Below are 26,112 nucleotides of genomic sequence, written 5' to 3'. Positions count from 1 at the left end.
ATTATTTGGTTTTTACAGGTTCAATTATCCAACTCCAAGATTTTAATGCGGTAAAGAAAGCAGATGTTATAAACGCCATAACATATACATCGAATTCTGATCCAATAATTGCAAAAGTGCATAAACTGAATAGCGTAATGGCGTAATATGGAAAATATCTACCACGAACATTTTTTAAATTTGTGCCTTCTTTTTTCGACCAATAAAATGGGGCTATGGTTAGGCAAATTGTCAACGCACAACAAATACTTATTGGAATCATGGATAGTAAAACCAACAATAACATTTCTGGTTCAAAATGTTTGCTTGAAATTATTAACCAAAATATAATTGCCGATAACCCCGATGCTTTTACAATTGTTGTTGGAATATTAAGAGTCATTACTTGATTTTTAAGTTGTCAAAATGAATTTCTTGCCAAGAGTTTTTATTAAGTTCCTGTAAATAGTTTTTAAATTTCTTTTTAATTGCTGCTGTTTCAGAATGATCCAAATTGTTCTCATCTAAATAATTTTTAAGGATGAAGGTGTTATTGTCCGATAGGTTAATCAAGTACTTAAAATCCATGGATTTTGAATAATTAAGGTTGTAAATGGTAATGTAACTGTCCCAATTTATAGTGCAAGACACCACTAAAATTGTAAATGCCGTTAATGTATTTATTCTGAATAAATACCAGAAATTTTTAATATTTTTAAGCTTTATAGAAGTCGTAATTAAACCAATAATGGTAAGTAATAAATATATTAAAACACCAATGCGTTTATAAGTAAGTCCGAAGTAATAGATGTATTGAGAATCTTTAATGATTATGTTTATTACTAAGATGGTATTTAAAGCAATCCAAGTATATGCAACAAGTTTTAAGTTTCTATTGTCTTTATAAAAGTTTAAATCGCCTCGAAAAAAGTAAAGTATAATAATTATAGCAATAATAATTGATGCTATTAAAGCATAAATACCACTATGTACTTGGTTTGAAAATGAAGATGCTCTAAAATCTGTTGATGTTAATAAGTAACTTATATCAGTAATTAAGAAAAATAAGATTAGTGCGTTTAAAGCTGTTATAAGAATAAATCCAAATTGATTTTCTTTTTTTAAATCATCAACTTTCAGGTCTGTTTTTTTGTTTAATGTGTTTCCTGTTTGTGCATCAATAGTAGTTGCAGGGTCAACTATTACGGGGTTTGTAATATTGCTTAAAAGGTAATAACCACAAATAGCAACTAATACCCATTGAAAGTTTATAAAACTAAAATCAATACTATTAATTAAATCATTAAATACGGGATTTCCATTTTTATAAAGGCTAATAAAAACAATAACAAGTATTAGTGGAATTCCAATAATTTTAAAGAGGTGTAAATAGTCAATTTCTTTTTTTGAAATTTCTTTTTCTTTCTTCTCATCTGCATTAAAATGTCTATGAAAAAAACCAGCAACTATCGAGTATAAACCATTAATCCAATTAATATAAATAGATGAGTTTTGTTCTGATACTTGACCAACTAAAGTGAAAAATGCCACGGTATTCGCAATAACTGACAAGCTGTTATTATAAATAAAAACTGAAATAGCAGTTACTAGATAGAGTATACCATATGCGATAGTGCTTTTTTGTTTGAATACTGATTTGTTGAATACAATAAGTAGAATTAACGCTAGTAAACTAAAAATTGAAAGATTCAAGCCTATACCTTGTTGATGAAAAAGTGTGCTGAATAAAAGGGCTCCGATTACTAATGGTATGTGTTTCATTTTTAAATAGTTTTATATAAAAGGTTCATTGATTTTGCTTGGGTTTTTGAAAATATGGCTGCTCTAAATTTGTGAATTGAAATTTTTAAAAGCTTCTTATAATCGTAATGATGAAAAGGATTTGCGTTTTTCCCAATGACATAAGATTTGTAGTAATACTTGTAATAATCGGGTAAAATGATAATACCTAATATAATCGCGCCATACAGGTAAAGACTTCTTTTGCCATTACCAAAGCATAAACATTGTAAAGCAATTTCGTCTTCTACTTTGGTGCCATAACCTGTAATGGTGTGGTAAGCATCATGACGCTCGACTTTAGATATAAGTTCGAAGTTGTTTTTATCTAAAAACACACCAAGATACTTGCCAATAGAGTCTTGTGGGTAATCAAGTAATTCTTTTTTGCTAATACCCCAAGGCTCATGATGTTTAAACATATTTGTATAAATCTTTTGAGATTTGTCAAATAAGAATTCTATTAATTGTTTTCTTTTATTCATTTTAAAAGTACTTTGTTTTTCAAAGTAAATAGATAAAAAAATATCTATTTTTTATTTATTAATTTTTCAAGGGCACTAATATGTTTTTTGAATTCAGCGCGACCTAAATCGGTTGTAGAGTAGCGGGTGTTTGGTTTTCTACCAATAAATTGCTTTTCTACTTTTATGTATTCAACTTTTTCTAGAGCTTTTGTATGACTTGCTAAATTACCATCGGTAGCTTCTAAAAGTTCTTTCAGCATTTTAAAATCGGCATACTCATTCACCATTAAAATAGACATGATACCTAATCTAATACGATGATCGAATGCTTTATTTATGTTGGTTATTATACTCACTATAATAAATTAAAAGTTATTGAAGCTTAATTTTACTTCCTGTCATATTTAAAATGCATCCAAGTACCATAAATAATATGCATAAACCCAAAGCCTATAACCCAAAGCCAGAAGCCGTAACCTGGATTAAGGGCGCCTATTAACCCCAAAATAATCTGAATATAGCCTAAGTACCTAATATCTCCGATGCTAAATTTTGAAGCATTTACTAATGCTAAGCCATAAAAAATTAGCATTAATCCTCCAGACTGTCCGTATTTACCATGGCTTAATATTATTAATATATATGCACCGCCTACAATTAGTGGAATTAAAAAGTTAAATACAAGTCGTCTTGAAGTTGCATCCCAAATTTTTGCGTTATTTTTCTTTGCTTTTTGGGTAGTTAAAACAATACCGGTGATAACGCTTAACGCTCCAACAGTAAATAAAGTAAGCAAACAAAGTTTAAAAATTTTCCCATCTAATAGCAAAACCCCATTACTATAGGTTGTAACTAACCAGTAGACTAAGGCTGCTCCAATTAAAGCGTAAATACCAGCTAGTATTCCTGATAAACCGCTTAAAGAGATAAATCGTGATGATTTATTCATCATGTTTTTAATCTCGCTAATATCTTTTAAATAATCTTTTGATTCCATATAAAAGTACTTTGAATTACAAAGTAACTAATTATTTTTCAATTTATCTAAATAAATTTTTATTAAGTTTGAAAAAAGCCATGTAAGTGTGAAACCTGTAGATGAGTATTTTTTAAATCAGAAAGAACCGTATCAGTCTATAATGCTATATGTTAGAGCTATTATTTTACATGCTTTACCAGAAGTAGAGGAGAAGTATAGTTATAAGATTCCGTTTTATAATATTGGTAAGAAGCCTATGGTTTATTTAAATATTTTGAAAGGGAAAGATTATGTCGATGTTTGTTTTGTTCAGGGTATTTTGCTAGAAAAAGACTTTTCAATTTTAAAAAATGATAACAAGCGCAAACAAGTGCGATCTATTCAATTAAAAACACTTGAAAATTTAAACCAAGACAATTTTATAGCCTTATTAAAAGTAGCTTCAAAATTATTGAATGAAAGTAAAAGAGCTTGGTTTATATCCTAAATATACCTCCAAAAGCAATAACACGCTGTAAATAAAAGAAATGTTGCGATGCACTTTCGGTAGTATTACTTGTAGTTCGTATATCGGGCATGTTTATATAACCGCCTTTTAAATCGAGTTGCATAAAGAAATGCTTAAAAAAGGTGAAGTTAAGTCCAGCATGCATAGAAACGCCATAACCTGCTAAATGAAACTCGTCGTATCGTTCTTTTTGTAAAAGTGTTGTATTTGTTTTTGGGTATAAAATACCTCCAGCTAAACCTTCGGTAACGTTTATTTGAAATTTATCAGTATTTGGTAAATTGAATATTTTGGAAATGTCGTCATATCTAGCAAATTCGGCATAGATATAGTTTAAACCATTGGTGTGCTCGAATTTTAAAAAATCTGATGATATAAAGGTTGCGTCGTTATTGTAGGTACCATTAAATTGTGAACCTGTTTCGGTAACCGGTAAATCAATATAACCATCAACTGTTTTTGTTTTATTTCTGCTCATTACATATTTCATATGGTCTAAGCCTAATGAAACCGTGTATTTGTCTGAAATAAAATAACCAAATTTGGCATTAGTCTGTGGTATGGTAATGCGCTTTGGGTTTATATAATCGATGTGCCACCCTTTTGGTTTATCAACGGCTTCGGCATCTTTTATTGTAAAATCGTAATCTTCACCTTTAAAATGGATATCTGATCTTGAGAAAGATTCTCTATTGCCTCCCCAACTCACAAAGAATTTGCCTTTGTTATTGGCGGTGTATTTTACAGATTCAGCATCTTGAGCAATTAGGTTAAGAGAAAATAAAAATAAGATTAAACCCAAATAAGGTTTTAAGATTTGGAATGTCATTTTGGGGAGTATTAAAGAGTATTTACCGTTTTTCTAATAGCTACTAGGTTTGTTAGTAGTTTTTCTAAATTATCTAAATGTAGCATATTGGCGCCATCGCTTTTTGCATTTGCAGGATCGAAATGTGTTTCGATAAATAAACCATCTACATTATTTACAATACCAGCTCTAGCTATAGTTTCTATCATGTCTGGGCGTCCTCCTGTAACCCCTGCAGTTTGGTTTGGCTGTTGTAATGAGTGTGTAACATCTAATACTGTTGGTGCAAATTCACGCATGGTTGGAATACCTCTAAAGTCTACTATCATGTCTTGGTAGCCAAACATGGAACCTCTGTCTGTTATCCACGCTTTGTCGCTTCCTGCATCTTTAACTTTTTGTACGGCATGCTTCATGGCTTCTGGACTCATGAATTGTCCTTTTTTTAAGTTGACTACTTTACCTGTTTTTGCAGCAGCGACTACTAAGTCTGTTTGGCGCACTAAAAATGCTGGTATTTGCAGTACATCGACATATTCGGCGGCTTTAATGGCGTCTGAAACTTCATGAATATCGGTTACCGTTGGAACATCGAAAGTTTCAGATACTTTTCTTAGAATTTTTAATGCTTTTTCGTCGCCTATTCCTGTAAAACTATCAATTCTACTGCGGTTTGCTTTTTTGAAACTGCCTTTAAATATATAAGGGATTTCTAGCTTATTGGTAATGTTAATTACTTTTTCGGCAATGCGTAATGCCATATCTTCGCCTTCGATAGCACATGGGCCGCATAATAGAAAAAAGTTGTTAGAATTGGTGTGTTTTATTTTAGGAACTTCAGTAAGGTTCATTTGCTTAAAAATTTAAGCTGCAAAGTTACGAAAAGAGTTGTTAAACTAAGACTTTACGCAATAGAATTACTTTTGCAAATATACCTGCGTATTCTATGATAGAAAACAAATAGTTTTCGTTAAAAATCATGCGACAAATTTATAAGTGTCTACAAAAGGAGAATCTCTATTAATTACAGCAAAAATTCGACCTATAATTTTACATCTCACATTATTTAGAACCAACATTTTATTTTTCCCCTCATCTTGTTTTCTTAAGTAATAAGCTTTTAATTGTGCATCATGCTTTACGGCTGATAAGGCGCACATTTGAAGTAAAGACTTCATTGTTTTGTCTGCCATATGATTAACTTTAGTACCTCCTCTAATACTTGAGCCTGAGCTGTACTCAAAAGGTGCAACTCCTGCATAACAGGCTAGTTTTCTAGCCGAGTCAAAGACCTTAAACCCTTTAGTTGCTATTATAAAATAAATAGCCGTTTTCTCGCCAACACCTTTAATACTTTTTATAAGCTCAAATTGACGTTTTAATTTAGGCTCTTGCTTTACAAGTTCACGCATCTTAGCATCTATAACTTTTAAGCTCGCTTTAAGAAATTTAATTGTTTTCTTGTTCTGAATCTCTACTGTTTTATAAACATCTAACGACGTATACCCTTTATTTTCTCTAGTTGAACCAAATAGTAAAAGGGATTTCTTGATTTTCTCGCGCTCAGTAAAAAGTAATTTTAACTGCTGGATTGATTTCTCTGGTACACTTGATAGTTGTAGCTTATCTATATTGCGAATGCTATAAAAAGCGATATCCTTAGCATCAGACTTATCACTTTTACCTCTTGATATGCCTTTAGATCGCTTAATCTCTACCGCTGGAACAATCCAATAATCAAACTCATTTTCAAAACAAAAACAGCTTAAAGGAAATGTGTAAACACCTGTGTTTTCAAAACAGAACAGGGTACTTTCTAAATCTATTTTTCTTTTTTTTAAAACTGTAAGCATTCGCTTTAAACCTTTGGTGTTGTTCGTAACAACGAAATGTTCCAATGACATGGGATTTGTTTTATCTACTATAACCACATCTAATTTTAATTTTGAGATGTCAATGCCAACATGAAATGAATAATTTTTCATAATTTTATATTAAGTTTTTAAAAAATGTTGAATCGCTTTATAACCTTTATTAGACCTCTGACGTCTACTATTCTATTTGAAGCTTTTCAACTTAAATTCTAAGGAGAAAACAGAGGACTAATACGCAGCATAAGACTAACTTAGTTAGGGATGTAGTTCACCTCTGTTTTCCTTTGAATAAATTTAGTGTATTATTCTTTATGCAAACTAAAGGTTAGGGATTGCAGAGGAAAGCCCACAGCGAGGTACGAGCGAGGACTTGTAACGTAAAGCCCGACCCTTGTGGTAACGCCCAAATTATATTTTATAAACTTTTGCTTAGGCTATTTTTTATTATCCATAATGCCATTATAAAGCTAGCAAATACAAATAAACCACCGTAAACCATTAATTGCTTAATTGGGTATGATAATGATATGAGGTGTAAGCTATCTGATAGGAAAGCCAAAATAAGATAGGATGAAAAGCAAACAAAAGAGATGCCTAATGTTAAGTTAAGGCTTTTGTTAGGTTTAATTATTTGCCATAAAAATGGAATTCCAAATAATAAAATTGGGTAAGCGGTTAAACCTTCGGTTTGATTAACTATAGTGAACCAATAGGCCGTAATAGCAATAAAATAAAGGTATGGTGTTAATTTTGTGTAACGAGAGACTAGGGACATGTTTTGAAATTTAGGTCCTACTTGATAGGAATTTTATATAAAAATAACGAAAGGAAGCGTTAAAAATTATAATAGCTTTTAATTATAACATATTTTTAACTAAATAACACGTACCTTTGCACGCGCTTAAAATGAGGCACTATTATGGCTAATATTAAAAACATTGCAATTATTGCACACGTAGATCATGGTAAAACTACCTTGGTTGATAAGATTATGTATCACTGTCAATTATTTCGTGAAAACGAAAATACTGGTGATTTAATTCTTGATAATAACGATTTAGAACGAGAAAGAGGTATTACAATTACGTCTAAAAACGTATCTGTAATCTACAAAGACACTAAAATTAATATTATTGACACTCCTGGTCACGCCGATTTTGGTGGAGAGGTAGAGCGTGTATTAAACATGGCAGATGGTGTTTTATTATTAGTTGATGCTTTTGAAGGCCCAATGCCACAAACGCGTTTTGTATTACAAAAAGCGATTGACTTAGGTTTAAAACCTTGTGTGGTTGTAAATAAAGTTGATAAAGAAAACTGTACGCCTGATATTGTACATGAAAAAGTTTTTGACTTAATGTTTGAGCTTGGTGCTGAAGAATGGCAATTAGACTTCCCAACTGTTTATGGTTCTGCTAAGAACAATTGGATGAGTGACGATTGGCAAAATGAAACTGAAAATATTGAGCCATTATTAGATATGGTTATTGAGCATATTCCTGAGCCAAAGATTGAAGAAGGAACAACGCAGATGTTAATTACATCTTTAGATTTTTCATCGTTTACTGGTCGTATTGCGATTGGTCGTTTAACACGTGGAGAATTAAAAGTTGGACAGAACATATCTTTAGTTAAAAGAGATGGAAGTATAGTTAAATCTAAAATAAAAGAACTTCATGTTTTTGAAGGTTTAGGTAGATTAAAAGTAGAAGAAGTTCAAACTGGAGATATTTGTGCTATTGTTGGTCTTGAAGGTTTTGAGATTGGTGATACGGTTGCAGATTGGGAAAACCCTGAAGGTTTAAAAACTATTGCTATTGATGAGCCAACAATGAGCATGTTATTTACAATTAATGACTCGCCTTTCTTTGGTAAAGATGGAAAGTTTGTAACATCTCGTCATATTAAAGATAGATTAACAAAAGAATTAGAGAAAAACTTAGCGCTTAAAGTTGAAGAAACTGATAGTGCAGATAAATTTATGGTTTTTGGACGTGGTGTATTACACTTATCGGTTTTAATTGAAACCATGCGTCGTGAAGGTTATGAATTACAAATTGGACAACCACAAGTAATTATTAAAGTTATTGATGGTGTTAAATGTGAGCCTGTTGAAGAAATGACTATTGATTTACCTGAAACAGTTTCGGGTAAAGCTATAGAAATGGTAACCATGCGTAAAGGTGAAATGCTTAGTATGGAAGCAAAAGGAGATAGAATGGTTTGTGAGTTTATAGTGCCATCTAGAGGTATTATTGGGTTACGTAATCAATTATTAACAGCTACTGCTGGTGAGGCTATTATGGCCCACCGTTTTAAAGAATATCAACCGTTAAAAGGTGGTATTCCAGAACGTCAAAATGGATCTTTAGTATCTATGGAGAAGGGGCAGGCGATTCCTTATTCTATTGATAAATTACAAGATAGAGGTAAGTTTTTTGTTGATCCGGGTGAAGATATTTACGAAGGTCAAGTTATTGGAGAAAACTCTCGTGGAGATGATATGACGGTTAACGTTACAAAAACTAAAAAGTTGAGTAATGTGCGTTCTTCTGGAGCCGATGATAAAGCTAAAATTGTACCAGCAATTAAATTCTCTTTAGAAGAAGCTTTAGAGTATATTCAGAAAGATGAGTATGTTGAGGTTACACCAAACTTCTTGCGTTTACGAAAAATCTATTTAACAGAAGTAGATCGTAAACGAAACAAAACTATATAACATGGAATTCTTAGGAGTTTCATGGGTAGAGTGGGTTGGTTATGCCGCAATGGCAACCGTTTTAATCTCATTCTTAACGAAATCTGTAAATAAATTACGAATAGTAAACTCCTTTGGGTGTTTACTATTTGTGTTTTATGGGGTTTTACTTGAGCCGATATCTAAACCTATAATTATTACGAATCTAGCTATATTGTGTATTAATATTTATTATTTAATTAAGAATAAAAGTTAGAATAACTTGCCTTTATATGTTTGGAATCATGGGTTTTAGAACAGAAAACTCATAAACGCAAAATGATTTTGTATATTTGATTGCTACATTGAATTGTAGGAAAATAATAATTGCTTTACAGCGTTTATAAGATATACGCGACATTTAAGCACTACATGAATGGAAAATATATATTAATTGAAAAAATTAATACAATATATAAACAGTAAGGTTTTAGTAAAAGTAGCCTCATTGCAAACTGCCTCAGTATTAACCAGAATAATAGCCGGGATATTTACCTCTAAGGCTATTGCTATATTTATTGGCGCTGAAGGTTTGGCTTTAATTGGTAACTTACGAAACTTTGTTAGTGCTTTTCAAACTATTGCAACATTTGGTTTTTATAAAGGTGTTGTAAAATATATCGCAGAATTTAAAGACAATACTTTACAGCTTAGTAAAACACTTTCTACGGTTTATTATGCTGGTTTTATTTCGACCATTATTGTTTCCTTTTTTTGCTATTTTAATGCAGAGTGGATCAACGATATTATATTTCCGACTTACAATGACTATGCTTATGTTATCAGGATTTTTGCGATAGTACTTCCTTTTTATGCTTTAAATGTATTTTCATTTTCTATAATGAATGGGTTTTCAAAGTATAAAATTCTTATCATTATAAATATTATTGGTCAGATCCTTAGTGTATCTATTGCACTGCTTTTAATTTATCAAAATAAGATTGACGGGGCTTTAATATCAGTAGTAATAGCTGAATCTTTAATATTCTTAATCACTCTAGTTGGTATAGTTAACAGAAAGAGTTTAGTAAGCCAAATAAAGATTAGTAATGTAAGCTATGATATATTTAAAAAAATGAGTCCATACTCTTTAATGGCACTCTTTACAGCTGTTTTGTTGCCGTTTGTTGCTATTGCTATTAGGTCTTATATAATAGATAATATAGGATATAAAGATGCTGGTTTTTGGGAGGCTATGACAAGAATATCAAGCTATTATTTAATGTTTATTAGCTCTTTAATTGTATTGTATTTGCTACCAAGATTTTCTGAAATTAAAGGTGTAAAGGCATTTAGAAGAGAAGTGTTAAGTTTTTATAAAACCATAATACCAATTTTATTTATTGGTTTATTATTAATTTATTTATTAAGACATGTTATTGTTTTAGCTATTTTTTCTGAAGAATTTGAACCCGTTGAAGACTTGTTTTTATGGCAACTGTTAGGGGATTTTGTGAAAGTTTTATCTATCATAATAGCTTATCAGTTTTTAGCAAAAAAAATGTTTTGGCATTATATCTTAACCGAAGCTTTTCTTGTTGTTATATTGTATACTACAAGTGTTTATTTTATCGATTTATATGATAGTGTAAAAGGTGCGGTAGTTGCACATTTTGTTAGTTATATAATGTATTATGGTATTATATTGCTTATTTTCGGAAGTTCTCTTTTTGGTTTAGATACAGGTGAAAAGTTATTTAAAGACAATTAATTAATATTTTGATGTTTAATGAATTGCTTAAAAATATTAGAAAGAATAAGCTTGTTAAAGTTGCTTCTATAAATTCATTAAGCGTTTTTGTTAGATTAATTTCAGGGTTTGCCATATCGAAATTCATGGCCATATATATCGGGCCATCAGGAATGGCAATTTCAGGAAATTTATCAAACTTCTTACAATCTATTCAAAGCCTGTCTTCATTAGGGGTAAAGAACGGAATAATTAAATATGTTTCTGAGTGTAAGGAAGATAAAAGTCAATTTAAAAATGTTGTTTCTTCTGGCTTTATAATTTCTATTTGTATCGGGTTTTTATTATCAGTCGTTCTTTTTTTATTTGCAAATTCATTTAGCTTTTTAGTATTTGATTCTATTTCATATTCATTTTTATTTAGAGTATCTGCTTTAATAATGCCTTTTTTTACGGTACATGTATTTTTCATTGCTGTAATAAGCGGTTTAAAGAAAGTAACTGATTTAGTTATAATAAACATTGTGGCATATTTGAGTTCTGCAATATTGATTATTTCGCTAATGAATATAAATCAATTAGAAGGTGCGCTTTTAGCAATAGTTATAACTCCTATTCTCTTGTTTTGTTCACTTTTTTTTAAGTATAAATTATTGAAAGAAATTATTCAAAATATAAGTCTTTTTCCTGTTTATAGAAATTTTTTTAAAAAAATAACTTCATTTTTTTCTATGACGTTGTTTTCAGGTATCATGTTTCCGTTTCTTTTTTTACTCATAAGAAGTTACATTATTGATAATGTAGGCACAGAAGAAGCTGGATATTGGGAAGCTATGCGAAAAATCTCTGGCTATTATATGATGTTCGTTTATACATTATTTGAAATTTATCTATTACCTTTATTGTCTGAAAACAAGAGCAGGATGGGTTTCAAGACTATAGTGTTTGGTTTTTATAAGTCGTTGTTGCCATTTGTTTTTATAGGGTTTTTGGTGATTTTTATATTAAAATTTACAATTGTAAAATTAATTTTAACTGATGAGTTTTTGCCAATGAATGAGTTGTTTATATGGCAATTAGTTGGGGATTTTTTTAGAATTATTTTTCTAACTATTTCTTATCAGTTTTTAGCAAAAAAACTGATAAAGTATTATATCACATGCGAAATTGTCTACATGGCTCTCCTGTATTTTTTTAGCAGGTTTTTTATAGATTATTTTGGCGTTTTGGGGGCTGTTAAGGCACATGCTATAAGTAGTTTTCTTTACATGTTGCTGCTTTTTTTTGTATTTAGAAAGGAATTTTTTGGAAAAGATGAGGAACTTGTTTAGTATAAAGAATAAGTTAATTAGTGCAGAGCTTATGTTTTTTGCAGCTATTGCTATTTCTTTTTTATTTGAATTTGTGTTTGGTAAATTTCAAATTCATAGAATATTAAATTTTGTTGAAAATTTTTTATTTGCCCTATTATTAGTTCTACCCATGTATTTAATAAAAGGAAAAAAAATAAAAAAGTATTATTTTCTAATTTCATTTTTATTTTTTAACATTATTTTATTTATCGAAACTTCTTATTATTATGTTTTTAATGTAAACATATCTCCATCGTCAATTTATGTTTTTTTAGAGACAAATTATATTGAGGCGAGTGAGTTTTTGTCTTTTTATATAAACGAATATTTAATTCTTTATGGTTTACTGTTATGTTTATTAATTGTAAGCGTATTTTTTATTAAAAGAGTAGATGTTAAATATGAGAATAGTTTTTTATCAAAAAGAATACAGGTGTTTTTTTGTATATTGATACTTTTTATAATTATAAAGGAAACAGTTTTAAGACACCAAAACTTACCATATTTAGTATTGAAATCCTTCTATGTTGTTTATTATGAGTCAGGTGTTATAAATTCAGATGTTTATCATACAGATACAGGAAAATTTAAAAATGTAAAAGTTTCTAATAATAGAAATAATAAATTATATGTTATTGTTATTGGGGAGTCAACAACAAGCAGGAATATGTCTTTATATGGCTATAATAGAACCACAAATCCATTATTATCTAGACAGAAAGATCTTAGTGTTTTTGATAATGTTATTAGTCCTCATGCTGGAACTACTGCATCAATAACCAAGTCATTGAGTTTAAAAAATTTTGAAAACTCAAGTATGAGTTTTGAAGGGTCAATTATGCAACTGTTAAATGCAGCTAATTATGATACTTATTGGATTTCTAATCAACAGCCAGTTGGTTTTGCAGAAACGGATATAACAAAAATTGTATACGCTAATCGAAATAAAATCTATTTAAACACAGAAGGTACTGAAGAGTTTAATCAATATGATGATGTTATTTTTGATCAAATTGATAGTGTTATAAGTGAAGAGTCTGATACTAATAAGGTGTTGTTTATACATATTCAAGGAAATCATTTTTATTACAAAAATAGATATCCCGATTCATTTAATGTTTTTAAAGAAAATCAAAAACTCACAGTAGCAACAAAACAAAACGAGTTTAATATTATTAACGAGTACGACAATGCAGTAGTTTACAATGATTTTATAATTAATAAAATCATTAACAAGGTTAAAAATAAGAAAACAGAAAGCTTCTTATTATATTTTTCAGACCATGGAGAAGAAGTTTACCATACTATAAAATTTGCAGGTCATAATGATGATGTAGGTACTTTGCCTATGTTTCAAATTCCTTTTCTTTTGTGGAGATCTAAAAACTACATTGAAAAAAACAATATCCAGATTGATCTAGAACGTGGTTATATGACTGATGATTTATTTCATAGTATCGCTGATTTGTGTGCAGTAAATAATATTAATGTAGATTTAGAAAGAAGTATTTTTAGTAATAAATTTAAGGAAAGAAAAAGGGTTATTTTAGGCAATAAGGATTATGATTCGCTTTTAAGTATTGAGAATAATAGAAAAAAATAGTTATGAAAGTATGTATAGTTTCTCCATCATTAGGTTTAGGAGGGGCAGAGCGCTCTGCAGCAATGCAATCTATAATGCTTTCTGAATTAGGGTATGAAGTTCACATTGTTTTAATTTCTAATTTAAATTCTTTTCAATACAAAGGAGTTCTCTTTAATTTGGGAGCACTAAAAGATAAGAGTAACACTTTTTTCGATAAGATAAAACGAATTATTCTACTTAGAAAATATTTAAAAAAGAATAAGTTCGATTTTATTATAGATAATAGGATGCGAACTAATAGCATTATTAATGAAATAGGGATATGTAAGTATGCTTATAGAAAATTTAAGACGCTTTACGTTATACATAGTTCTTCATATAAAAATGAAGTTAGAAAAAATTTGTTGATAAAGAAATGGTTGCTAAAACAGGCCTATAGAATTATAGTAGTGAACCCTAGATTACTTCAATTGATAGGTGAATTTCATTGCAGTAAGAAAATGGTTTGTATTGAAAATGCTGTAGACTTAGATGCAATAAAGTCAAAAAGCAAAGAATCGTTAAATATTTCGTTTCCCTACATTTTATTTTGTGGTAGATTAGAAGAAGTTTGTAAAAACATTAGTTTATTAATAAATGCTTATGCGCTATCAGGAATTTATAAAAGTGGTATAAAATTAATAATTTTAGGAGATGGTGATGATAAAGAAGGATATGAACAATTAGTTGTTAGTTTAAATATTCAAGATTATGTTCTGTTTGAGTCATTTACATCAAACCCATTTGTGTACATGAAACATGCCATTTGTACTGTTTTAACTAGTTTTTATGAAGGGTTTGGTTTGGTTTTAATTGAGTCTTTGGCAACGGGAACACCAGTTGTGGCTATTAATTGTGAAACAGGACCGTCAGAAATTATTCAACATAATAAGAATGGGTTGCTTTTAGAAACTTACGATGTAAATGAGCTCGCAATAGCTTTGAAAAGAATTTGTAGTAATAAAAATCTCATAGATAAATTCAATAAAAATGCTTTTACAAGTGTTCAAAAATTTAGCAAAGTAGAAATAGCTAAAAAGTGGCAAGCTGTTTTTGAAACTTAAAACAATTAAATTTTATAAAATATTTTTTTGAAAGGGTTTTTTATTATTTAAAAGTGCTTAAATCTATATTTAGAAATCTTAGCAGTTTTTTAATATTTAGCATCAGTTTTATGAAAAATGTATTCCTTTTTAATAAAAAAAGTTGCTTTCTATTTAAATTGTCTTTATCAATTTTATCAATATATTCATTTGCTTTTTCAGTATTACCAGCTATTTTATACTGAATTGCAATAGAGTATCTATTTAAGTCCAAATAAACTTTTAACGCCTTACTTTTTTTGGAGACAGCTTCGTATTTGTCTAAATTTAAAAAAATCCGAGCATTTGTATTTGAATTAGAAATTCTATTATCTGCGCCTAAATTATGAATGGCACTAGGTTTGTTGGAAAAAGCAACCTTATATTTAAGGGCTATTCTAATCCAGAGATCTGTATCTTCACCTGCACCAAGGGTTATGTTTTCATCAAAATAACCAATATCATTAATTATTTTTTCGGGAATCATGACAGCAGAAGTCCAAGCAATACAGTTTATAGTACTTGATTCAAAAAAATCATCTACTATGCCTTTCCAATTATTTTTTTGTGGTATGTTTTTGTAAACCGACTTAATAAATGTTTTTCGGTATTGCTTTGTATAGGCTTTACAATACATACCGCAGTTTGGAAAGCTTTCATATAATTCCTTTAAATCTTCTAAATGATTATTAAGCCATATGTCATCAGCATCTAAAAAGACAATAAGTTTTGCATTTGCCTTTTTAATTCCAAAATTTCTAGCATGAGAAACACCCTTATTTTTTATAGAATATAATAGTATTCTATTGTCATTAATAGTTTTAACTTCATGGCAGCTGCTGTCAGTAGATCCATCGTTAACTACTATAACCTCAAAATCTTGCATGCTTTGTTTAAGAATGCTTTTAATAGTAGATTCGATATGTTTTTCTTTATTGTAAAGCGGAATTACAATTGAGAAAAAAGGTTTTTTTAACATATTATTTGTTATTCAAATCTTCAAAGCAGATGTATAATACTTTGTAAAATTGGAGTAAAATCATATTTGGATTATTACCAACTAAGTTTTTCTTCAAAAAAGGTTTAAAAATTGGGAACAAAAAGCGTAGTAAGTAATGTAACCTAAGTTTTTTTAAAACCACATATATAGAAAGTAGTTTGTTACTGTGTATAGACAATTTATCTGCATTAAAGAGCCAAATTAAATTTTTAATTGCTTCTTCAATTTTATCCAAATAATGTATGCTTTTTTCAATGCCTAAGTGATATACTTCATTGTTTATGTGCAGAATATTGATACTATTTTGTTTCAATAGTGACGCAAAATAATTATCTAAACCATAACCCTTTCTGTTAATTTTTGAATTGATTTTATTAAAAACATCCTTTTTAATAATAAAATTTGCAGAAATAATAACTTGATAAGGTTTCGAATTCCTTATATCAGCATTAACCTCTTCATATGTTTTGCCATATTTCCATCGCAAAATAAAATCACTTTCTGGTTTTGTTCTAGTGTATGCGAAACCCCCATATATTGCTTGATGACCTAATGTTATTTTTTTTATATAAATTTCAATGAAATCTTTTAATTTGGGAAAAACATCAGCATCCAAAAACAAAAGCCAATTGTAAGAGGCTGCGTCTGATAATAGTTGCCTTGTTTGGGTTCTGCCAAGATTATTATTTGATATTATACTTTTCGTAAACGATAAGGTTTCAATAGTCGATTTGTTTTTCTCTACATACTTGTTAGATCCATCTTCACAGTAAATAATTTCAAATTTGATTTTAGATGCGCTTGCTTGTTTATGAATTTCACATACTAACTTAGAAATATTATAATTAAATACTGGAATTAATATCGAAAACATAGTTAGTTTTTACGTTGTACCACCTCATAAACTTGATTTTCATCGCATTTTAAAGTCTTGCTTGGATATTTTAGAAGTAGCGCATAATCGTGCGTAGCCATTAAAATGGTATTGCCATTTTTGTTTATGTCTTGAAGTACTTCCATAACTTCAATACTAGTTTGTGGGTCTAAATTTCCAGTAGGCTCATCGGCAAGGATAAGCTCTGGGTTGTTTAGTAAAGCTCTTGCTATGGCAACACGCTGTTGCTCGCCACCAGAAAGCTCGTGAGGGAATTTAAAACCTTTAGTTTTCATATCCACTTTAGTTAAAACTTCCTCTACGCGCGTTTTCATTTTGTCTTTGTCTTTCCAACCTGTGGCTTTTAAAACAAAAAGTAAATTATCATTAATCGTTCTATCATTTAGTAATTTAAAATCTTGGAAAACGACGCCTAACTTACGTCGTAAATAAGGAATGTCTTTCTCTTTTAAATTTTTTAAATTAAAATCTACAATATGTCCTTCACCTTCGGTTAAAGGTAAATCGCCATAAAGTGTTTTCATGAAACTACTTTTTCCTGTACCCGTTTTTCCTATTAAATACACAAAATCGCCTTTGTTAATTTCTACATTAACATCAGAAAGCACTAGACTTTCACCTTGAAATATAGAAGCGTCTTTTAACTGTAAAATAGAATTTGACATAAATTATACGAAGATTTTTTGATCTGTTGTAAATGTATTATTTAAAACTTAAAAGTAAAAGCTAAACGCAAAAAGTTTGAAATAGTTGTTAGAAATACCCAAAGTTTCTGATATTATTTTTTCATTTATTTCTAAAACTAGAAAACAAGAAACGAAAAGTTTAATATAATTTCAACTAAAACTTCAAGCTTCAGTCTTCTGTCTCCAAAGTTTTCCAACATTTAATAACCCTGTTTATAATTATGGCACGATTATTACGTTATAGGATTTATATTAATTTATCTTTGATTTTTAATTTAAAAATGAATCCTAAAATGGCTAAAAAAAGTATCGTTTCATTAGTAATTGCTATAAGTTTTAGTTTTCAAATCTTTGCTCAGCAATCTGCAACTTATACAAGTGGTTTAGTTGATTATCAAAAAGCTTTGTCGCTTTACAATAACCAGCAGTACCAAGCAGCACAGTCTATGTTCAGCAATGTTAAAAAGACTGCCCAAGAAGATATCTTACAATCTAATTGTGCTTACTATATAGCCAATTGTGCGGTAAGATTAAACCAACAAAATGCAGATCAATTAATAGAAGATTTTGTAAAAGAATATCCAACAAGTACAAAAAAGAATACTGCGTATGTTGATGTTGCCGATTACTATTTCGAGAATTCAAAATATGCTTATGCTAGAAAATGGTATAATAAAGTAGACGAAGGTTCTTTAGGTAAAAAAGAACTAGATAAATTCTATTTTAATAATGGCTATACAGCTTTTACAACAAAACAATATAAGGATGCCAAAAAGTATTTAAGTAAAGTTAAAAGTTCTCCTGAGTATGGCTCGCAGGCTAAATATTATATTGGTTTTATGGCTTATGAAGGTGATGATTATGATAGAGCCAACGAGTATTTCGAGCAAGTAAGCGACCAAGAACGTTACAAAGAAAAGCTATCGTATTATCAAGCAGATTTAAATTTTAAACTTGGAAAGTTTGATGAAGCCATTGCATTGGCTAAAGAAAGAATAACCGATAGCGATGAATCGGAAGTGTCTGAGCTTTCTAAAATTATAGGAGAGAGTTATTTTAACTTAGAAAAATATGCTGAAGCTATTCCATATTTAACCGAATATAAAGGTAAAAGAGGGAAGTGGACCAATACCGATTTTTATCAGTTAGGATATGCGTACTACAAGCAAAAAGATTACGAGAATGCTATTTCAGAATTCAATAAAATTGTAGGCGGTAGCAATGCTATTGCGCAAAACGCATATTACCATTTAGGAGAAAGTTATGTGAATCTTGATAAAAAGCAAGAGGCTTTAAATGCGTTTAGAAATGCGTCGCAAATGGATTTTGATTTAAAAATTCAAGAAGATGCCTGGTTAAACTATGCAAAGATTAGTTATGAAATTGGGAACCCGTACCAATCTGCACCACAGGTTTTAGCAGGTTATTTAGAAAAATATCCAGAAACTAGTTACAAAGAAGAGATTGAAACACTTTTAATAGATTCTTATATTACATCAAAAAATTATAAAGAAGCTTTAAAACTACTAGAAAGTAAAAAGAGTTTCGAAAATAAAATAGCATACCAGAAAGTAGCTTTTTATAGAGGTTTAGAATTGTATAATGAGGGAAATTATCAAGAAGCAGCATCACTTTTTGATGCATCCTTAAAAGAATCTCAAGATCAAAATTATACAGCTAGAGCGACATTTTGGAAAGCAGAGACCGATTACAATTTAACAAATTATGATGATGCGTTAATTGGTTTTAAGCAGTTTGAGCAACAAACAGGAAATGCAACAACTCCCGAACTAGAAAACCTTGATTATAATTTAGCATATACCTATTTCAAATTAAAAAACTACGGAAAGGCTACTGAGCATTTCAATAATTTTATTTCAAATAAAAGAGATGATAAGGTAAGATTGAATGACGCGTATTTGCGTTTAGGTGACGGGCATTTTGTATCAAGCCAATATCAAAGCGCAATTTCAGCTTACGAAAACGCTATTAAATTAAATAAAATAGATTCAGATTATCCTGCATTTCAAAAAGCAATAAGTATTGGTTATGCAGGCGAGACATCAAATAAAATTAAAGCCTTAGAAGAATTTATTTCAGCATACCCAAAATCTAAATTAAGAGACGATGCGCTATATGAACTGGGCAATTCTTATGTAAAAGCTAACAACATAGACAAAGCTATGAAGGCTTACGATCAATTAAGTGGCGAATACAGAATGAGTTCGTTTGTGCCAAAAGCATTACTGAGACAAGGTTTAGTGTATTATAACGGCGCTGAAAACGAACGTGCATTAACTAAATTTAAAAAAGTAGCAGGCGATTATCCAGGAACGCCAGAAGCAGTTCAGGCGGTTTCTACAGCGCGATTAATTTATATCGACTTAGGTCGTGTAGACGATTATGCAAATTGGGTAAGGCAATTAGATTATGTTGAAGTTACCGATGTAGATTTGGATAATACTACTTATGAATCTGCCGAAAAACAATATTTAGACAATAATACAGATAAAGCTATAAAGCAATTTAATGGGTATTTAAATCAATTCCCAAATGGTTTACACGCATTACAATCTCATTTTTATGTCGCGCAACTCTACTATAAAAAGGATTTGTTAGAAAACGCAGCGCCACATTATAAGTATGTTACAGATGCAAGCAATAACGAATTTACAGAAGAAGCTTTAACGCGCTTATCTCAATTTTATTTAGAAAGTAAAAGTTGGAACAAGGCGATGCCTATTTTAAAGCGTTTGGAAGCAGAAGCAAATTATCCGCAGAATGTTGTATTTGCACAATCAAATTTAATGAAAGCGAATTACCAATTAGAGAATTATAATGAAGCAGTTGCTTATGCCGAAAAAGTTTTAAGCAGTTCTACTATCGATAATAGAATTAAAAGTGACGCACACATTATTATCGCTCGTTCCGCAATAAAAACTGGAGATGAAGCTAAAGCAAAAACTGCTTATGCAAATGTAGAACGTGTTGCTACAGGAGAAACTGCGGCAGAAGCCTTGTATTATAATGCTTATTTTAAAAATAAAGAAGGGCAATACAAATCTTCAAATACTTCAGTTCAAAAATTAGCTAAAGATTTTTCAGGATATAAATATTATAGTGCCAAAGGTTTAGTGTTAATGGCTAAGAATTTTTATGCTTTAAACGATGCTTTTCAAGCCACATATATTTTAGAAAGTGTTATCCAAAATTTTCCTGAGTTTGACGATGTGGTTTCAGAAGCACAAACGGAGCTTAGTAAAATTAAAAGAGAAGAAGCTAAAACAAATTCATCAATTGTACCAGAATAAAAAAAGTTCACAGTTGTAGTATTCAGTCACAGTAATAAAATTAAAATGTCATGCTGAGCGCAGTCAAAGCATCTCATCAATCAATATTTAAAAATCAAAAAAGATAATAGTATGCGTAAGAACATAAAAAATATATTCACTTTTGTTCTTTTATTAAGTATAAGCTTAGGCTTTGCTCAAAGAACACAAAACGATACCATAAACACAGGTGTTATTGATGTTGTAAAACCATATGCACCAACAATTTCTGATGCTTTTAAGGTTAAGGAAGTACCATCTTTAGATGATGAAACTACCGAAACAAAAAAAGCTATTAAGTATAATATTTTCTCATTCCCAGTAGCTTCAACCTTTACACCAGCAAAAGGAAAAGCGGCAGTTGTAGAAAAGCGCGCACCAGTAAAGTTATTCGATAATTATGCTACCTTAGGTGTGGGTACATATACTACAATTTTAGGTGAAGTTTATTTAAATCATGCCATTAGCAGAAATGAAAGTATTGGAGGTTATGTTAGTCATCATTCATCGGCAGGAGGTATTGAAGGTGTAGATTTTGATGATAATTTTTCCGATTCAAAAATTAACCTGAATTACTCAAGCCGTTTACGAGATTTAGCGTGGAATGTAGAAGCGGGTTTTCAGCATCAAATGTACAATTGGTATGGTGTTCCAGAATCTCAAATAGCACAAGCAAAAGCTAACAATATTGATACTGGTCATTCGTTTTTCGATGCGCATTTTGGAGGTGATATTACTTTCGAAGATACCTATATTAATTCCGGAAGTTTCTTTTTTAGACGTTTTGGCGATAATCAAGGTTCTGGAGAAAATAGATTTATAGCTAAAGCAAAAGTAGATGTGCCTATTAATGATGTAGAAATTTCAACCGATTTTAAAATTGATTATTTAGGTGGTGCTTTCGATAGAAACTACATTACAACAGATGCCTTAGATTACGGCAATTTTCAAATAGGATTATCGCCAACTTTCGAGTTAAAACAAGACGATTTAACCGTTAACTTAGGTGCGTCCTTATATTATTCTAACGATAAAGCATCAGGAGATAATAACATATATGTGTATCCAAATATAAGCGCAACATATAGATTGGTTAATGATGTATTGATTGCTTACGGAGGTATAAAAGGCGATTTAATTCAGAACTCTTATTACGATTTTGCGAATGAGAATCCATTTGTGTCACCAACATTGTTTATTCGTCCAACCGATCAATTATACAATGCTTACGTAGGTTTAAAAGGTAAATTGTCTAGCAATATGAGCTATAATGTTAGCGGACGTTACATTGCAGATAGAAACAAAGCATTATACCGTAATAACGAGATTACATTAACTAGCGAAGATTACACCTATGGAAACTCATTCGGAATTGTTTACGATGATATTCAAACCTTTGGCGTAGCTGGAGAAATTAATGTAGACGTTAATCGTAATTTTAAATTAGGTATTAAAGCGGAGTATTTTAGTTATTCTACCGACGATGAAGCCGAAGCTTGGAATTTACCAGACATAAAAGGGTCTCTGTTTTTAGACTATCAAATAGACGAAAACTGGTTTGCAGGTGCTAATGTATTTTACATTGGAGAACGTAAAGATCAATTCTCTTTAAACGATGGTTTTACTGTTACATCACCATTTACAGTAAATCTAGAGAGTTTTTTCGATGCCAATGCACACGTTGGTTATCATATAAACGAGCAATTTTCGGTTTATGCAAAAGCAAATAATATCGCTAACAACGCTTACCAAAAATGGCAGAATTTTCCAGTACAAAGCATTCAGTTTTTAGCTGGCGCTACTTATAAGTTTGATTTCTAAATTCCTGCGAATGCAGGAATCTCATCAAGCAAAACTAATATTAATTTTAGTGGTTTGGGCGTTACCTTTTTCTCATGCCTACAAGGTTTTCAAAACCTTGTAGGATCGTAAAAGGTCAGGCTTTTCGCTACAAGTCCTCGCACTTCCTTCGTCAGGCTGTGGGCTATCCGCTGCAATCCTTGCCTGCCGGCAGGCAGGCTTAACGCGGGCTTGCACAAAGGTCATGCTAAAGAAGCTAGCTAATTTTAAAACATCAAGTTTAAGTTTTTAACTAATTTTGTATTCCTATTTAAAAACAATCAATGATTAAAAATTTAGTCATCATAGCATCATTATTACTATCAATACATTCATTTTCTCAAAATCTTGAATGCTGTAAAACTATTTCTGAAGTGAAAAAGTATATTGTTGGCGACTGGAAATTAGAAGGTGATTCTAAAAATGTAGTATATAGATTTAGTTTTTCCAAAACTAAAGGTTTTATTGAGGTGCTTCAAGAAATGAATTTACCTCCAAAAGCAGTAAAGACTAGAGAGAATGACATCATTATTAACGACCATGAGATTTTTAATATACAATCAAAGCAAGGTCATTATTTTATCGAGATACAAAGTTTATATTACGAAATAAAAGAACAAATTTTGGTGTTGAACGATACTAATTTCATTTATGGTAGTGGAGATTCTAAGCATGTATTTATAAGAGATAAGAGTTAAGCTTTTATTCTAGCCAAATAATCAAAATGTTCACCTTCCAAAACCAATTCACATTGCAATCCAATAGTTTCGCAGGCTAATTTCAAACTTTCAAAGTCTAGATACAACCATTTCATAGGTGTTTCTTTTTCACCTTTATAAGATAAAAAATAATCCAGCTCGCCGTAATAGCCAGCATTCATATCCATCCAATAACCACCATCTTCATCTTCAAACATATATTTAATGTCTGATGAGTCTATTAAAATCTGTCCACCAGAATTTAAAAGTGTTTTTAAATGCGTTAGGTATTTTGAGACTTGAGTAGTTTCTTGAAAAATACCTGTACCATTCATTAAAAGTAGAATCGTATCAAATGTTTCGGTTTCATCTAAAAGGGCAATGGTTTGGGTGTTTAAAACACCACGTTGTTTAGCAACTTCATTGGCACCTTTGGAGATATCAATAGCTTTAACCTTAAAACCCTTTTCTTGTAAATACAAGCTATGACTACCAGAGCCGCAACCAACATCTAAAACCGAACCTTTACATAGTTTTAAAGCTTTTTGTTCGAGCTTAGGCATGTCTTTAAACTCACGAAATAAATAGGGTAGTGGTAAAGTATCTTCATCAGAAATATTAGTTGAGGTTGTAATATCCTCGTTATAATTTCCGTTTTGATAATCTAATAAAGCTTTCCCGAAAAGGTCTTTCATCAATAATACTATTTGGTTATTCCCTCAAAGTAAGGAATCTTTAATTATTCTATTTTCATTTCCGCGAAAGCGAAAAATCACATTCTTAAAAGTTGTTACACAGAGTCTAAAATAAGATATTCAGAGACTTATTTTTGTGAGTTTAAATATTGATACAATCATATTAACTTAGAACCTCTCCGTGAAACTCTATGGTTCTCTGTGTTACTCTGCGAAATAATCATAATAAATACTATTTTTACACCATGCAAGACATTATAAATAATCTTCCAAAGCTCGCCAAAGATAAACATAACGAGAATAAAAAATTCTTTACGAAGCTAAAAAAGAAAGCACCAAAAAACTTAGACTATATCATGCAAGATTTGCATGAACAAGAGTTTGAGCATACCGATTGTTTAGAGTGTGCAAACTGTTGTAAAACTACAGGGCCTTTGTTTACAGATAAGGATGTTGATAGAATTGCAAAGCATTTTAGAATGAAAACTCAGCAATTTATTAGCCAGTTTTTACGCGTTGATGAGGATAACGATTATGTTTTACAATCTGTACCTTGTACGTTTTTAGGAGCCGATAATTACTGTTCTATTTATGATGTTAGGCCAAAAGCTTGCAGAGAATTTCCACATACCGATAGAAAAAAGTTTCAGCAAATTTCAAATCTTACTTTGAAAAATGTAGCTGTTTGCCCGGCAGCATTCAATATAGTTGAAGCCATGAAGGAAAGAATAAAATAGAAATTTATTCTTTCTAAAACACCTGCAAATAAACTATGCGTGCATAGTTTATTTTAAAATTGTATATTTATTGACTAAACTTTTACAATTTTGGAAACTATTCTAAACTATTTTGAAACCATTCCAACCCACCACAGAGCATTAATTTTAATTGGAGGTTTAACCTTTTTCTGGATACTGGAAGGTATTGTGCCTTTAATAGGGTTTAAATATAAAAAATGGAAACACGCTATTCCAAATATTTTTTTCACCTTAACAACCGTTCTTGTTAATTTACCTTTGGCCTTTTTGTTTTTAAAATCTTCAGATTGGGTTATGGCTAACAATTTTGGAATTCTAAATTGGTTGCCAGAAATGCCTATTTGGTTATACGGTATTCTTGGTGTGTTTTTAATAGATTTTATTGGCGCGTATTTACCTCATTTAATAGAGCATAAAGTAAAACCACTATGGATGGTGCATTTGGTTCATCATTCCGATCATAATGTAGATGCAACTACTGCAAACAGGCATCATCCTTTAGAGAGTGTTATACGCTATGTATTTACTCTGGCCGGAATTTTTATTGTAGGTACACCTATTGCTTTAGTGTTTTTATATCAGTCATTATCATTAGTAGCAACACAATTTAATCATGCTAATATCCAACTTCCTAAAAAGGTTGATAAATTGCTTAGCTACGTTATTGTGTCTCCAGATATGCATAAAGTACATCATCATTATAAAATGCCATATACAGATTCTAACTACGGAAATATTTTTTCGATTTGGGATAGACTTTTCGGAACGTATAAAGAACTAGATACCGATAAAATTATTTACGGCGTTGATGTTTTTCCGAATGAAGAAGATAACGGAAAAATTAAAAACTTACTAATTCAACCTTTTCAGAAATACCAAAAGCCAACTTCGTTTGAAAATGAAATTTAGCCATTTTCAATATCACTAATATGGTGTTCTAGCGCTTTAACTGATATTTGAATTTCTTTTATTAAAAGTGCTAAAGAAATAATTAATAGAATAAGAGCTAAACCAAATATCCAAATGGCAAGAGTATTAAGTTTAATATAAATTAAGAACATGGTAATTACACAAAACAAAAGACTGGTAATACCTGTAATTTGCATCGCTTGAGTAAGGTAAAGACGTAGTTTTAGGTTTTTAATTTGCTCTATTAACCGTTCATCTCTTTGTTTTAAATATTTGTCATGCAAGTTTCTAATAATTGCAGCATAGGCTATAAACCTATTGGTGTATGCGAGCATAATCAAAGATATTGCAGAAAATAAAAGGGCAGGGGTGGTAAGTGTTAGTTCTTCCATGAGGTTTATCT

At 30.5% G+C, this 26,112-nt stretch carries 26 protein-coding genes; 12 read left to right on the top strand and 14 right to left on the bottom strand.

The genetic code is table 11. The annotated features are described in order from the left end of the window. Position 1 precedes the first annotated feature (1 nt). The 5 genes from SJY43_RS16175 to SJY43_RS16155 are packed head-to-tail and all read right to left on the bottom strand — an operon-like array spanning position 2 to position 3,243. Positions 2 to 382 (bottom strand): hypothetical protein, encoded by a 381-nt coding sequence (locus SJY43_RS16175; protein WP_396601765.1) that lies wholly within the window; start codon positions 380 to 382, stop codon positions 2 to 4. Then, positions 382 to 1,761 (bottom strand): DUF4173 domain-containing protein, encoded by a 1,380-nt coding sequence (locus SJY43_RS16170; RefSeq protein WP_396601764.1) that lies wholly within the window; start codon positions 1,759 to 1,761, stop codon positions 382 to 384. Before SJY43_RS16170 ends, SJY43_RS16175 begins: the two co-directional genes overlap by 1 nt. 2 nt (positions 1,762 to 1,763) lie before the next feature. Then, on the bottom strand, positions 1,764 to 2,264 hold the full coding sequence (locus SJY43_RS16165) for a Coq4 family protein (RefSeq protein WP_396601763.1): 501 nt from the start codon (positions 2,262 to 2,264) through the stop codon (positions 1,764 to 1,766). A 44-nt stretch (positions 2,265 to 2,308) separates the two neighbouring features. Then, positions 2,309 to 2,602, bottom strand: a complete 294-nt coding sequence (locus tag SJY43_RS16160) for a winged helix-turn-helix domain-containing protein (RefSeq protein WP_396601762.1) — start codon at positions 2,600 to 2,602, stop codon at positions 2,309 to 2,311. Between the two features lie 32 nt (positions 2,603 to 2,634). Continuing rightward, positions 2,635 to 3,243, bottom strand: a complete 609-nt coding sequence (locus SJY43_RS16155) for a hypothetical protein (protein ID WP_396601761.1) — start codon at positions 3,241 to 3,243, stop codon at positions 2,635 to 2,637. A gap of 88 nt (positions 3,244 to 3,331) precedes the next feature. Here SJY43_RS16155 and SJY43_RS16150 point away from each other — a divergent pair, with 88 nt between their 5' ends. Continuing rightward, positions 3,332 to 3,712, top strand: coding sequence for a DUF1801 domain-containing protein (locus SJY43_RS16150; RefSeq protein ID WP_396601760.1), 381 nt, complete (start codon positions 3,332 to 3,334; stop codon positions 3,710 to 3,712). Here the strand turns inward: SJY43_RS16150 and SJY43_RS16145 are convergent. The 4 genes from SJY43_RS16145 to SJY43_RS16130 all read right to left on the bottom strand — a co-directional run bounded on the left by SJY43_RS16145 (position 3,702) and on the right by SJY43_RS16130 (position 7,190). Then, complete coding sequence (locus SJY43_RS16145) at positions 3,702 to 4,562, bottom strand: hypothetical protein (protein ID WP_396601759.1); 861 nt, start codon at positions 4,560 to 4,562, stop codon at positions 3,702 to 3,704. The genes SJY43_RS16150 and SJY43_RS16145 overlap by 11 nt on opposite strands. An 11-nt stretch (positions 4,563 to 4,573) precedes the next feature. Then, positions 4,574 to 5,392: a 3-deoxy-8-phosphooctulonate synthase gene (gene kdsA / locus SJY43_RS16140; RefSeq protein ID WP_396601758.1), complete on the bottom strand. Its 819-nt coding sequence runs from the start codon at positions 5,390 to 5,392 to the stop codon at positions 4,574 to 4,576. A gap of 126 nt (positions 5,393 to 5,518) precedes the next feature. Next, positions 5,519 to 6,526, bottom strand: coding sequence for an IS110 family transposase (locus tag SJY43_RS16135; protein WP_396601757.1), 1,008 nt, complete (start codon positions 6,524 to 6,526; stop codon positions 5,519 to 5,521). Positions 6,527 to 6,830: 304 nt separating this feature from the next. Next, positions 6,831 to 7,190, bottom strand: coding sequence for a hypothetical protein (locus SJY43_RS16130; RefSeq protein WP_396601756.1), 360 nt, complete (start codon positions 7,188 to 7,190; stop codon positions 6,831 to 6,833). Positions 7,191 to 7,334: 144 nt separating this feature from the next. Between SJY43_RS16130 and typA the strand changes: the two genes are divergently transcribed. The 6 genes from typA to SJY43_RS16100 all read left to right on the top strand — a co-directional run bounded on the left by typA (position 7,335) and on the right by SJY43_RS16100 (position 14,882). Continuing rightward, positions 7,335 to 9,134: a translational GTPase TypA gene (gene typA / locus SJY43_RS16125; RefSeq protein ID WP_396601755.1), complete on the top strand. Its 1,800-nt coding sequence runs from the start codon at positions 7,335 to 7,337 to the stop codon at positions 9,132 to 9,134. Position 9,135: 1 nt separating this feature from the next. After that, on the top strand, positions 9,136 to 9,369 hold the full coding sequence (locus SJY43_RS16120; RefSeq protein WP_396601754.1) for a uroporphyrinogen decarboxylase: 234 nt from the start codon (positions 9,136 to 9,138) through the stop codon (positions 9,367 to 9,369). Between the two features lie 177 nt (positions 9,370 to 9,546). Next, positions 9,547 to 10,863: an O-antigen translocase gene (locus SJY43_RS16115; protein WP_396601753.1), complete on the top strand. Its 1,317-nt coding sequence runs from the start codon at positions 9,547 to 9,549 to the stop codon at positions 10,861 to 10,863. Positions 10,864 to 10,874: 11 nt separating this feature from the next. Next, on the top strand, positions 10,875 to 12,173 hold the full coding sequence (locus SJY43_RS16110; protein ID WP_396601752.1) for an O-antigen translocase: 1,299 nt from the start codon (positions 10,875 to 10,877) through the stop codon (positions 12,171 to 12,173). A 532-nt stretch (positions 12,174 to 12,705) separates the two neighbouring features. Beyond that, a complete protein-coding gene (locus SJY43_RS16105) occupies positions 12,706 to 13,797 on the top strand; it encodes a phosphoethanolamine transferase (RefSeq protein ID WP_396601751.1) in 1,092 nt (363 codons plus the stop codon). A 2-nt stretch (positions 13,798 to 13,799) separates the two neighbouring features. Then, entirely contained in the window at positions 13,800 to 14,882 is a 1,083-nt protein-coding gene (locus SJY43_RS16100) for a glycosyltransferase (protein ID WP_396601750.1), read from the top strand. Positions 14,883 to 14,925: 43 nt separating this feature from the next. Here the strand turns inward: SJY43_RS16100 and SJY43_RS16095 are convergent, their stop codons facing one another. From SJY43_RS16095 to SJY43_RS16085, 3 genes are read right to left on the bottom strand one after another with little or no spacing between them, the layout of a single operon-like run. Further along, entirely contained in the window at positions 14,926 to 15,879 is a 954-nt protein-coding gene (locus tag SJY43_RS16095; protein WP_396601749.1) for a glycosyltransferase family 2 protein, read from the bottom strand. 1 nt (position 15,880) lies between these two features. Beyond that, positions 15,881 to 16,774, bottom strand: coding sequence for a glycosyltransferase (locus SJY43_RS16090; RefSeq protein ID WP_396601748.1), 894 nt, complete (start codon positions 16,772 to 16,774; stop codon positions 15,881 to 15,883). Between the two features lie 2 nt (positions 16,775 to 16,776). After that, the gene (locus SJY43_RS16085) at positions 16,777 to 17,460 is read right to left on the bottom strand and encodes a cell division ATP-binding protein FtsE (RefSeq protein ID WP_396601747.1); all 684 of its coding nucleotides are present in this window, start codon (positions 17,458 to 17,460) and stop codon (positions 16,777 to 16,779) included. Between the two features lie 314 nt (positions 17,461 to 17,774). Between SJY43_RS16085 and SJY43_RS16080 the strand changes: the two genes are divergently transcribed. The 3 genes from SJY43_RS16080 to SJY43_RS16070 all read left to right on the top strand — a co-directional run bounded on the left by SJY43_RS16080 (position 17,775) and on the right by SJY43_RS16070 (position 23,347). Beyond that, complete coding sequence (locus SJY43_RS16080; protein ID WP_396601746.1) at positions 17,775 to 20,792, top strand: tetratricopeptide repeat protein; 3,018 nt, start codon at positions 17,775 to 17,777, stop codon at positions 20,790 to 20,792. Positions 20,793 to 20,903: 111 nt separating this feature from the next. Then, the gene (locus SJY43_RS16075; protein WP_396601745.1) at positions 20,904 to 22,631 is read left to right on the top strand and encodes a TonB-dependent receptor; all 1,728 of its coding nucleotides are present in this window, start codon (positions 20,904 to 20,906) and stop codon (positions 22,629 to 22,631) included. 302 nt (positions 22,632 to 22,933) lie between these two features. After that, the gene (locus tag SJY43_RS16070) at positions 22,934 to 23,347 is read left to right on the top strand and encodes a hypothetical protein (protein WP_396601744.1); all 414 of its coding nucleotides are present in this window, start codon (positions 22,934 to 22,936) and stop codon (positions 23,345 to 23,347) included. Here the strand turns inward: SJY43_RS16070 and SJY43_RS16065 are convergent. Further along, positions 23,344 to 24,042: a class I SAM-dependent methyltransferase gene (locus SJY43_RS16065; protein WP_396601743.1), complete on the bottom strand. Its 699-nt coding sequence runs from the start codon at positions 24,040 to 24,042 to the stop codon at positions 23,344 to 23,346. The genes SJY43_RS16070 and SJY43_RS16065 overlap by 4 nt on opposite strands. A 245-nt stretch (positions 24,043 to 24,287) precedes the next feature. On the opposite strand from SJY43_RS16065, the gene SJY43_RS16060 reads away from it, so the two are divergent. After that, complete coding sequence (locus tag SJY43_RS16060) at positions 24,288 to 24,779, top strand: YkgJ family cysteine cluster protein (RefSeq protein WP_396601742.1); 492 nt, start codon at positions 24,288 to 24,290, stop codon at positions 24,777 to 24,779. Positions 24,780 to 24,869: 90 nt separating this feature from the next. Then, positions 24,870 to 25,709 (top strand): sterol desaturase family protein, encoded by an 840-nt coding sequence (locus tag SJY43_RS16055; RefSeq protein ID WP_396601741.1) that lies wholly within the window; start codon positions 24,870 to 24,872, stop codon positions 25,707 to 25,709. On the opposite strand, the gene SJY43_RS16050 is transcribed toward SJY43_RS16055, so the two are convergent. Beyond that, the gene (locus SJY43_RS16050; RefSeq protein WP_396601740.1) at positions 25,706 to 26,101 is read right to left on the bottom strand and encodes a DUF2721 domain-containing protein; all 396 of its coding nucleotides are present in this window, start codon (positions 26,099 to 26,101) and stop codon (positions 25,706 to 25,708) included. The two genes, SJY43_RS16055 and SJY43_RS16050, sit on opposite strands and share 4 nt — an antisense overlap. Positions 26,102 to 26,112 lie beyond the last annotated feature (11 nt).

This window comes from Algibacter sp. R77976, from assembly GCF_044594645.1.
Lineage (GTDB): Bacteria > Bacteroidota > Bacteroidia > Flavobacteriales > Flavobacteriaceae > Algibacter_B.
This window is presented reverse-complemented; position numbering and strand designations above follow the sequence as displayed.

Bases quoted from the DNA above. Each gene is read 5' to 3' on its own strand.
- SJY43_RS16090 (WP_396601748.1), bottom strand. From the start codon at position 16,774: ATGTTTTCGATATTAATTCCAGTATTTAATTATAATATTTCTAAGTTA.
- SJY43_RS16060 (WP_396601742.1), top strand. From the start codon at position 24,288: ATGCAAGACATTATAAATAATCTTCCAAAGCTCGCCAAAGATAAACAT.
- SJY43_RS16145 (WP_396601759.1), bottom strand. From the start codon at position 4,562: ATGACATTCCAAATCTTAAAACCTTATTTGGGTTTAATCTTATTTTTA.
- SJY43_RS16050 (WP_396601740.1), bottom strand. From the start codon at position 26,101: ATGGAAGAACTAACACTTACCACCCCTGCCCTTTTATTTTCTGCAATA.
- SJY43_RS16095 (WP_396601749.1), bottom strand. From the start codon at position 15,879: ATGTTAAAAAAACCTTTTTTCTCAATTGTAATTCCGCTTTACAATAAA.
- SJY43_RS16155 (WP_396601761.1), bottom strand. From the start codon at position 3,243: ATGGAATCAAAAGATTATTTAAAAGATATTAGCGAGATTAAAAACATG.
- SJY43_RS16165 (WP_396601763.1), bottom strand. From the start codon at position 2,264: ATGAATAAAAGAAAACAATTAATAGAATTCTTATTTGACAAATCTCAA.
- SJY43_RS16065 (WP_396601743.1), bottom strand. From the start codon at position 24,042: ATGAAAGACCTTTTCGGGAAAGCTTTATTAGATTATCAAAACGGAAAT.
- typA (WP_396601755.1), top strand. From the start codon at position 7,335: ATGGCTAATATTAAAAACATTGCAATTATTGCACACGTAGATCATGGT.
- SJY43_RS16080 (WP_396601746.1), top strand. From the start codon at position 17,775: ATGGCTAAAAAAAGTATCGTTTCATTAGTAATTGCTATAAGTTTTAGT.
- SJY43_RS16100 (WP_396601750.1), top strand. From the start codon at position 13,800: ATGAAAGTATGTATAGTTTCTCCATCATTAGGTTTAGGAGGGGCAGAG.
- SJY43_RS16135 (WP_396601757.1), bottom strand. From the start codon at position 6,526: ATGAAAAATTATTCATTTCATGTTGGCATTGACATCTCAAAATTAAAA.
- SJY43_RS16120 (WP_396601754.1), top strand. From the start codon at position 9,136: ATGGAATTCTTAGGAGTTTCATGGGTAGAGTGGGTTGGTTATGCCGCA.
- SJY43_RS16170 (WP_396601764.1), bottom strand. From the start codon at position 1,761: ATGAAACACATACCATTAGTAATCGGAGCCCTTTTATTCAGCACACTT.
- SJY43_RS16070 (WP_396601744.1), top strand. From the start codon at position 22,934: ATGATTAAAAATTTAGTCATCATAGCATCATTATTACTATCAATACAT.
- SJY43_RS16075 (WP_396601745.1), top strand. From the start codon at position 20,904: ATGCGTAAGAACATAAAAAATATATTCACTTTTGTTCTTTTATTAAGT.
- SJY43_RS16110 (WP_396601752.1), top strand. From the start codon at position 10,875: ATGTTTAATGAATTGCTTAAAAATATTAGAAAGAATAAGCTTGTTAAA.
- SJY43_RS16085 (WP_396601747.1), bottom strand. From the start codon at position 17,460: ATGTCAAATTCTATTTTACAGTTAAAAGACGCTTCTATATTTCAAGGT.
- SJY43_RS16130 (WP_396601756.1), bottom strand. From the start codon at position 7,190: ATGTCCCTAGTCTCTCGTTACACAAAATTAACACCATACCTTTATTTT.
- kdsA (WP_396601758.1), bottom strand. From the start codon at position 5,392: ATGAACCTTACTGAAGTTCCTAAAATAAAACACACCAATTCTAACAAC.
- SJY43_RS16175 (WP_396601765.1), bottom strand. From the start codon at position 382: ATGACTCTTAATATTCCAACAACAATTGTAAAAGCATCGGGGTTATCG.